Below are 8,872 nucleotides of genomic sequence, written 5' to 3'. Positions count from 1 at the left end.
CCTTCATGAACAACTTCGGCGTCATCACCGCCCGCGACCCGAAGGGCAGCTACCATGCGATGACCGACGTCATCCACAAGGTGCTGAACGACATCACCGTCGACGACTGGGACATCATCATCGGCGGCGACAGCCACACCCGTATGTCGAAGGGCGTGGCCTTCGGTGCCGACTCGGGCACTGTCGCGCTGGCGCTCGCCACCGGCGAAGCCACCATGCCGATCCCGCAGTCGGTCAAGGTCACTTTCAAGGGCACGATGCAGCCCTACATGGACTTCCGCGACGTGGTTCACGCCACCCAGGCGCAGATGCTCAAGCAGCATGGCGACAACGTCTTCCAGGGCCGCATCATCGAAGTCCATATCGGCACGCTGCTCGCCGACCAGGCCTTCACCTTCACCGACTGGACGGCCGAGATGAAGGCCAAGGCCTCCATCTGCATCTCGGAAGACGAGACGCTGATCGAGAGCTTGGAGATCGCCAAGTCGCGCATGCAGATCATGATCGACAAGGGCATGGACAATGAGGCTCAGACGCTGAAGGGTCTGATCGCCAAGGCCGATCGCCGCATCGCGGAGATCCGTTCGGGCGAAAAGCCGGCGCTGACGCCTGACGATAATGCGAAGTATTTCGCCGAAGTCGTCGTCGACCTCGACCTGATTGACGAGCCGATGATCGCCGACCCCGACGTCAACAATGCCGACGTCTCGCGCCGCTACACCCACGACACGATCCGTCCGGTCTCCTACTATGGCGGCACCAAGAAGGTGGACCTCGGCTTCGTGGGCTCCTGCATGGTGCACAAGGGCGACATGAAGATCGTCGCCCAGATGCTGAAGAACATCGAGAAGAACGAGGGCAAGGTCGAGTTCAAGGCACCGCTCGTCGTCGCTGCGCCGACCTATAACATCATCGACGAGCTGAAGGCCGAAGGTGACTGGGAAATCCTCCAGAAGTATTCGGGCTTCGAATTCGACGATGTCAAGCCGAAGACATCGAACCGCACCGAGTACGAGAACATCCTCTATCTCGAGCGCCCGGGCTGCAACCTGTGCATGGGTAACCAGGAAAAGGCCGAGAAGGGCGACACCGTTCTCGCCACCTCGACCCGTCTCTTCCAGGGCCGCGTCGTTGAAGACACCGCGGAGAAGAAGGGTGAATCGCTGCTCGCTTCGACTCCGCTGGTGGTTCTCTCCGCGATCCTCGGCCGCACGCCGAGCATCGAGGAGTATCGTGTGGCCGTCGAAGGCATCAACCTGACGAAGTTTGCTCCGCCGAAGACGACGCCGATCGACAGCCGGTCCGTCCACTACTAAGGTTCTGATCTGACCAAAGCGCCCCTCAATGCGATCCATTGAGGGGCGTTTTGCGTTCCAGGGTAATGAGTTATCAGCGTGAAGTATCGCTGCCGGCTGCCCAATACCAGGCCACGTACATCTTCTTCTTGTCGTGCTGGAGAGCTTTAAGTCGCGCTTTGATCGCGCGGATGTCTTCCTTCTCGCATGCAACCCACACGAAGGTGTCATCGGTCATCGAACCGATCGCTGCTTCAGCTTCTTCTCGCAGGATATTTCTGCCATCGGACAGATAGTCGCGGCGATGCAGCCAGCGGACATCGAGTGAAGCGGGAGATGGCAGAGGTTGTTCCTCTGCCTTGTCTGAGATTTCGATAATCGCCCGAATTCGTGTACTCGCCGGCATCTCGGCAACGATTCGCGCGATAGCGGGCAGGGCACTCTCGTCACCGACCATTAGAAGCTCGCTGGCCTCGGGAAGTGCGCCACCTCCGGGCCCGAGCAAGGCCACCTTGTCGCCCGGCCGGGCATCGCGAGCGAAATCTGCGCCCGGCGTTTCGACGCCAGGGGCGGGGTGCTGTAGAAAATCGATCCAGAGCTCGCGGCGTTTGATATCGACCTCGCGGATCGTGTAGACCCGCACCAGCAAGGCGTCTTCGCCCTGCGGCCAAGCAACACGACCGTCCTCGCGCAGGCCCGGCCACACGGGGTTGCGGCCTTTAGGCGGAGCAAGCAGTCGAAAATGCATGTCTCCGCCGATGAACGGGCTGACATCGGCACAGGCGAACTTGACCCGGCGCATATGCGGCGTGACATCCTCGGTCGACACAACCGTCACCTCATGAATATTGGGTAACTGAGCAAGCGCACCAGATTGCGACCAGGAAAGCTCCAGCGCATCGTCGCCCGCGAAATAGAATAGATGCTCGGCAATGCTCGTGCGGCTCATCTGCAATGCCTGTTGTGAAGGGCAAGTCAGTTCGATGGATAGCCGCTGATCGTCGATGCGTATGTCGGCGCAACCAAGCTTGCTGGTGAGTACCGCCCCATACTCCGTGCGCCTGACATCCGCATGTTCGACAAAGTGCTCGCAGATTTCGCTCAGCATCTGATCGGCGTCCCTGGGAATAGCGACGCCACAGAGCTTGAATTCCTGGGTGTTGTTCATTTCACCGTCTCCTTGGCACTCACGCTCGGTACCATGTGGTTTCGACCGATCGGAAGCATGATGGGGCGTCCCGATGTTGGGTCGATGATGATGCGGCTCTCCAGGCCAAAAACCTGTCGGACATTTTCTTCGGTCAAGACTTTCTCCGGGGCTCCCGTGACGTGGACTCGACCGCTGCTCATTGCAACCAGATAGTCAGCGTAGCGCGCGGCGAGATTGAGATCGTGAAGCACCATGACGACGGTGGTGCCTCGCTCCCGATTAAGATCAGTCAGGAGATCAAGGACTTCGATCTGATGGCTTATGTCGAGGAATGTCGTCGGTTCGTCCAACAGAAGAATATCAGTGGCTTGCGCCAGCGCCATGGCGATCCACACGCGCTGGCGCTGACCTCCCGATAATTCGTCCACGGCCCGATCTGCGAGTTCGGCGGTGTTTGTTGCCGCAAGAGCGCCATCCACTGCCTCGTCGTCCGTGCTGTTCCAGCGTGAGAACAGGCTCTGGTGCGGATGCCGGCCGCGGCTGACGAGGTCAGCAACCGTGATGCCTTCGGGTGCTACCGGTGACTGGGGAAGCAGCCCCAGAGAGCGCGCTAGCTCTCGCGGTGGTGTTTTGTGGACCGATTTTCCATCAAGAAGCACCTGTCCAGCGATGGGCGACAGAAGCCTCGACATTGCCCGGAGCAAAGTCGACTTGCCGCAGGCATTAGCGCCGACGATCACGGTTATCTTCCCAGGCGGAATTGCGAGGTCGAGATCGTGCAGGATTTCCGTTTCGCCGTAGCCTGCCGAAAGATTGCCGGCTGTCAGAGTACGAGCCATCATAGGGAACCTCCGGTCCGGTTGACGCGGACGATCAGGAAAATCAAATAAGGTGCGCCTAGCGCTCCGGTTACAACACCAACAGGATAGCGGCCGGGTAGCAGAAACTGGCCGATGTAATCGCCGCCAAGAACCAACAGGGCGCCGATCAGCGCCGAGGGTACGAGCAGCGATCCGCTGCCGCCGACGATGCGGGCGGCAATTGGCCCGGCAAGGAATGCTACGAAGGCGATCGGGCCTGTTACGGCTGTCGCTGTTGCGATGACGCCGACTGCGCCGATGATGATCATGATCCGGGTTCGCGATACGCGCACCCCGAGTGCTGCGGCGGTGTCATCGCCAAGGCGGAGTGCCTCAAGGTCCTGGCTCCGGCTTACGAGAAGGCCGCCGAAGACGACAAGTGACATGACAAGCGGCGCAGCCTGACCCAGCTGGACACCGTTGACACTGCCAGTCAACCACCGCATGGCTTCCTGCAGGTTCCACGCCGGCGCCTGGGAAAGGATGTATGAAATGATACTCTCCAGCATGGCGGAGACTGCGATCCCCACCAGGACCAGACGCGTTCCCGCAACGCCGTTTCGCGACGAGAGGCCGTAAACCATCAGGGCGACGCCAAGCCCGCCGACCACTGCGATAATTGAAACGATTGGCCCTCTCATCGACAGTATGATGATTGCAAACACCGCTGCCGCCCCGGCGCCCGAACTTATTCCGATGATATCGGGACTGGCGAGGGAGTTGCGCAGCATGACCTGAAACGCAACGCCTCCAAGGCCAAAACTCAAGCCAGCGAGAATGGCGAGCACGGCGCGGGGCAAGCGCAACTGACCGACCGTGAAGCTCGCGCCCGGGACGTTCTCTCCGATCAGGACACGCAGGACGTCACCCGGCGGCGTCACGGTCTGTCCAACACACAGCGAGAAAGCGAAGATGGCGACAACGAGGAGCAGAAGCGCGAGCACAACGGCCGCATGTCTGCGGGCGCGGCGACGACGGCCGGTGGCCGTCAAACCCGATACGGACGAAGACATGGTCACAGTTCACGTACCCTATGGCGTCTGACGATCCAAATGAAGAACGGTGCGCCAATCAGGGCCGTAACAACACCGACATCGAGTTCTCCCGGCCGAGCGACGATGCGCCCCACGATGTCTGCCGCCAGGAGCAGACAGGCCCCGCCTATGGCGCAGAAGGGCAGGAGCCAGCGGTGATCGACGCCGATCAGCAGCCTGCAAAGATGCGGAACGACCAGACCTATGAAGCCAATGGGCCCGCAGATAGCCGTTGTTGCGCCGCATAGCAAAATCGCCCCAAGCGCGCCCATGGCGCGCGCTGTTGCTACACGTTCACCGAGCCCAGCCGCCATATCGTCACCCAGAGCAAGCGAGTTCAGCTTTCGGGCGGAAAGAAAGCTGATCGCAAATCCCACCAATAGGAATGGCAGAACGGGCAGGATCCGCTCGAACGCCGCCCCACCCACGCCGCCGATCTGCCATGAGCGTATGCCGCCGGCAATGTCGGCACGCGGCAGAACGACCGCGATCACCATTGAGGCAAAGGCGACGGAAGTCGCGGCGCCGGCAAGCGTCAGCTTCAGCGGTGTGGCTCCGCCACGCCCCAGCGAGCCGATGGTATAGACAAAGCAGGCCGAGCAGCCGGCGCCGAATATCGCGGTCCAGACGTAGGCTTCGGCTGAGGCGATGTGGAACCATGCGACGCCCACTACCACGGCGAGCGAGGCTCCCATGTTCACGCCGAGGATACCAGGATCGGCCAACGGGTTGCGCGTCACGCCCTGCATGATTGCGCCCGCAAGGCCAAGAGCGCCGCCTGCAAGCATAGCCAGCACAGTGCGTGGGATACGAACGGCAACTGCAGCCTGTCCGATATCGTCCACACGTCCGAAGAGCGCCGCGCCAATATCGCTCCATGGCACCTCACGAGTGCCAACGGTAATAGACAAGGCGAGCAAAGCCATGAGCAGCACGAAGAGACCTGCCAGCCACAAACCTCGCGCGCCATTCGACCGGGCAGCAATTGTTGCCGGCACGACGGTTCTCCTCGTCGCCTTCATTTCGACTTTCCCACGCCCTCGGCAAGCAGGGCAACATAGTCCTTCAAGACCCAGGAAATCGAGAGCGGCGTGGGATTTGCAGCCGTCCCGACGCTGTTTGCGCCGAGAACGACGATCGCGCCCTTTTCGACAGCCGGCATCTTGGACATCAAAAGGTTTGCGGTGACTGCCGACAGCAGTTTCATGTTGCCATAGGTCACGACGAGATCGACGTCGTCGAACATGTCGATGCGTTCAGCGCTGATCGAGCCCGAGAACTTTCCGGGTTGCGAAACGTCGACGACGCTCTTTGGGCTCTCAAGTCCCAGATCCTTGAAGAACTTCACCCGCGTATCGTTGGTCGTGTAGAAGTTGATCGTGCTGAGGTCGAGCGGGTTGAGATGCGTGACGAACATGGCCTTCCTGCCGCGGATCTCCGGGTGCGTGGCCACGGCGGCGGTGATCTCGCCTTCGATTTTCTTGATCAACGCCTCGCCCTCGGGCGCCATGCCCATGCCGGCACTGTTGAGGCGGATCATCTCGCGCCAGTCGGTGGACCACGCGGCGTCAGGGTAGGCGACGACAGGCGCGATTTGGCTCAGCGTATCGTAGTCGGCCTGGCTGAGACCGGAATAAGAGGCGAGAATGACGTCGGGATGAGTGGCAGCGACTGCCTCAAAGTCGATACCATCTCCTTCGTCGAACAGCACAGGCTTGTCAGCGTGAAGCTCCTTCAGACTTTGGGCGACCCAAGGCAGAAGTCCGTCGCCGTCATCATCGCCGAAGTTCGCTCTCGCAAAGCCCACGGGCACGACGCCAAGCGCCAGGGGCACCTCATGGTTTGCCCAGGCAACCGTCGCGATCCTCTCGGGCTTTTTGGGAATGATCGTCGTGCCGAGCGCATGCTTTATGGTGATGGGGTAGGTTACGCCATCATTGGCGAGCGCGCCGTTCAATGTGCCGCCGGCGGCGAGTGTGTATACGAAGGTCAACACCGCGAGGGTCAGACGCCAGAACCGAAACATTGTACATACTCCGCCAAACGTATAAGTGGACCCTCACTTTCAGGTTAAGGCGTGAGCGTCAACGGCAATGCGTTTGTCGAATGGCAATGCAGGCGAGATTCCCATGGTATCCTACAAAACACGGAAAACTTACAATACTAGACAAACGTGCTCAAGTTAGTGGCTTTAGCGGGGGACGCGGACGAGACCATGCCGGCTGGCGAATGCTTCATGCCATTCACAATGCCGTTCGGTACGTGCGTTCTCCACGCAACCGGCATGCACTCTCGGTTTTCCACCGGGTGCCTACCATGGTGAAAACAGCTTCTGGAACGCGAGTATGAATATCGAAACGACAAGTCTGCGCTCTCAACGAACCCGTCTTCGCTGGCGTAAGGCGGTGCTGCTGGGATGTACAGCGATCGGAGCACTTGCTCCCGCTGTCGCCTTTGCACAGGACGCATCCAGCTCGGATCCTGCAACGACGCTGGCGCCGATCGTGTTGGAAGGGCGAAAGGCTACTGGCACCAAGCTCGATACCAGCAACGATTCGAAATCGATAGTCGCCACTCAGACCACTGGCGCCGGGAAGCTGGCGACTGAGATCCTGGACACACCAGCCTCCGTTTCGGTCATCACCTCCAAGGAAATCGAGGAGCGCAATGCCGACACTGTGGAAAAGGTCGTGCAGTACACTTCCGGTGTCGTGACCGACTTCTACGGCTCGGACGATCGTTTCGATTATTTCGATATCCGCGGATTTACGCCCTACACCTATCGTGATGGGCTGGCGATCGGCAGAACATTTGCAGGTGTGCGGGAAGAGCCCTACGCGTTCGAGCGTATCGAAATACTGAAGGGCGCCAGTTCGTCAAGCTTTGGTGCGGCGGAACCCGGTGGCTCAGTCAACTACGTGACCAAGACACCGAAGTCGGAACGCTTCGGCGAAATCTATGCGACCGGCGGCTCATTCTCCCACAAGGAAACCGGTTTTGATTTCGGCGACAACATCACTGCCGATGACACGTTGTCCTATCGTCTGACAGGCAAGCTGCAACGGGCGGACGATGAATATGATTTTTCCCAGAACGACGAAAACTTCATCATGGGTGGCCTAACCTGGCGCCCTACCGACGTAACAAATCTCACGGTTGTCTACGATCACCTGGACAAGGATGGTGTTCCCGGTAGCGGTGGCCATCCTCTTGGTACTGATCTCGACCGGAGCGCGTTCTTCGGTGAGCCAGACTATTATTTCAACTCTACGAACCGCAACACCTTGAGCGTGATGTTTGACCATGAGTTTGATAACGGTCTGAGCTTCAGTTCCAAGGCTCGTTACAGCAAGTCGAACGATGGCTTCGGCAGCGCCTACATCGGAAGCACACCAACCGACGGTTCGACGACGGCCGGCCGCTACTTCTTCGGCAACGAGAGGGCTAACGAGCAGTTCATCATTGACGCGAACCTTGTTTACGAAGCGAATTTTAATGAGGTCGAAAGCCGCACGCTTCTTGGTGGCGAATATAACGCATTCAAATCAGACAGCGACAATTTCTACACAGGGGCGCCTTCGATCGACTGGTTAAATCCAGTCTACACCGGTGGCCCTGGCACAATGTTGCCGTACGCGAGCACCCTCAACGATCAGAAGACGACCGCGCTCTATTTGCAGCAGGATCTGACATTCTTCGACAGGCTGACGGTGAGCGTCGGATTGCGCAATGACTGGCTCGATCTCGACGAGACTGACCAGCTTTCCAACGTCACGAAGTCGGGAACTCATAGCGAATTCACCAAGCGCATCGGTATCAGCTACAAGCTTACCGATGAATGGGCGACCTATGCGAGCTACGCTGAGTCGGCTGCTCCGCCCGCGGCGGGCGCGGATCCGACGACCGGCAAGCAGTATGAAGTCGGCGTCAAATACAAGCCGGATGCATTTCCTGCCTTGTTCACCGCTTCGGTCTATGACCTGACAAAGGGCAACATCACTGTCGCCGACCAGGTCACTTATCTTCCGATAACCGTCGATAAGGTCAGGCATCGCGGCTTCGAATTCGAAGCCAAGGCGGAGATGACCGACAACATCAACCTGATCGCCAGCTACAGTTATATCGCCTCCCATATCGACGAGCCCGGCGGTCTGAACGACGGCAACCGATTGATGCGTGTTCCGAGGCATTTCGCTTCGGTGTGGGGTACCTATACCCTGGAAGGCGATGGACCTCGTGGAGACATGACCTTTGGCCTCGGCGCGCGCTATACCGGTGCCTACTTCACGAATATCACCAATACGATCTCAGCCGACAGCGCGGTCGTATTCGATGCCGCCTTCACCTACAAGTTTGCCGAAAATACGTCGTTCCAGCTTAATGCGAGCAACCTGTTCGACGAAAAGCACGTCGCCAGCAAGGATAGTGGTGCGGTCTACTACAATCCTGGCCGCACGATCATGGCAACGCTGCGCCAGACGTGGTGATAGAGCGCCAAAAACTCGGACTGTCCCGCTGGCGACGTGCTAGCGG

Annotated in this window: 7 protein-coding genes; 2 read left to right on the top strand and 5 right to left on the bottom strand. The window is 59.2% G+C overall.

Annotated features, from left to right (window positions below):
* A partial coding sequence (locus B3605_RS05045) for an aconitase family protein (protein WP_296432734.1) occupies positions 1-1,316 on the top strand: 1,316 nt, incomplete at its 5' end.
* A gap of 73 nt (positions 1,317-1,389) precedes the next feature.
* Here the strand turns inward: B3605_RS05045 and B3605_RS05040 are convergent.
* The 5 genes from B3605_RS05040 to B3605_RS05020 are packed head-to-tail and all read right to left on the bottom strand — an operon-like array spanning position 1,390 to position 6,365.
* On the bottom strand, positions 1,390-2,463 hold the full coding sequence (locus B3605_RS05040) for a DUF2218 domain-containing protein (protein WP_296432733.1): 1,074 nt from the start codon (positions 2,461-2,463) through the stop codon (positions 1,390-1,392).
* Positions 2,460-3,287: an ABC transporter ATP-binding protein gene (locus B3605_RS05035; protein WP_132668284.1), complete on the bottom strand. Its 828-nt coding sequence runs from the start codon at positions 3,285-3,287 to the stop codon at positions 2,460-2,462. Before B3605_RS05035 ends, B3605_RS05040 begins: the two co-directional genes overlap by 4 nt.
* Positions 3,284-4,318: a FecCD family ABC transporter permease gene (locus B3605_RS05030; protein ID WP_296432728.1), complete on the bottom strand. Its 1,035-nt coding sequence runs from the start codon at positions 4,316-4,318 to the stop codon at positions 3,284-3,286. Before B3605_RS05030 ends, B3605_RS05035 begins: the two co-directional genes overlap by 4 nt.
* A gap of 2 nt (positions 4,319-4,320) precedes the next feature.
* Positions 4,321-5,361, bottom strand: a complete 1,041-nt coding sequence (locus B3605_RS05025; protein WP_112943220.1) for a FecCD family ABC transporter permease — start codon at positions 5,359-5,361, stop codon at positions 4,321-4,323.
* The gene (locus tag B3605_RS05020) at positions 5,358-6,365 is read right to left on the bottom strand and encodes an iron-siderophore ABC transporter substrate-binding protein (protein ID WP_112943219.1); all 1,008 of its coding nucleotides are present in this window, start codon (positions 6,363-6,365) and stop codon (positions 5,358-5,360) included. Before B3605_RS05020 ends, B3605_RS05025 begins: the two co-directional genes overlap by 4 nt.
* Before the next feature lie 319 nt (positions 6,366-6,684).
* On the opposite strand from B3605_RS05020, the gene B3605_RS05015 reads away from it, so the two are divergent.
* The gene (locus tag B3605_RS05015) at positions 6,685-8,826 is read left to right on the top strand and encodes a TonB-dependent siderophore receptor (RefSeq protein ID WP_296432725.1); all 2,142 of its coding nucleotides are present in this window, start codon (positions 6,685-6,687) and stop codon (positions 8,824-8,826) included.
* The last annotated feature ends 46 nt before the right edge of the window (positions 8,827-8,872 follow it).

The sequence above is a fragment of the Rhizobium sp. UBA1881 genome (assembly GCF_002338015.1).
Taxonomy (GTDB): Bacteria; Pseudomonadota; Alphaproteobacteria; order Rhizobiales; family Rhizobiaceae; genus Rhizobium.
The sequence above is the reverse complement of the archived record's forward strand: the minus strand, read 5'-3'. Positions and strand labels throughout refer to the sequence as shown.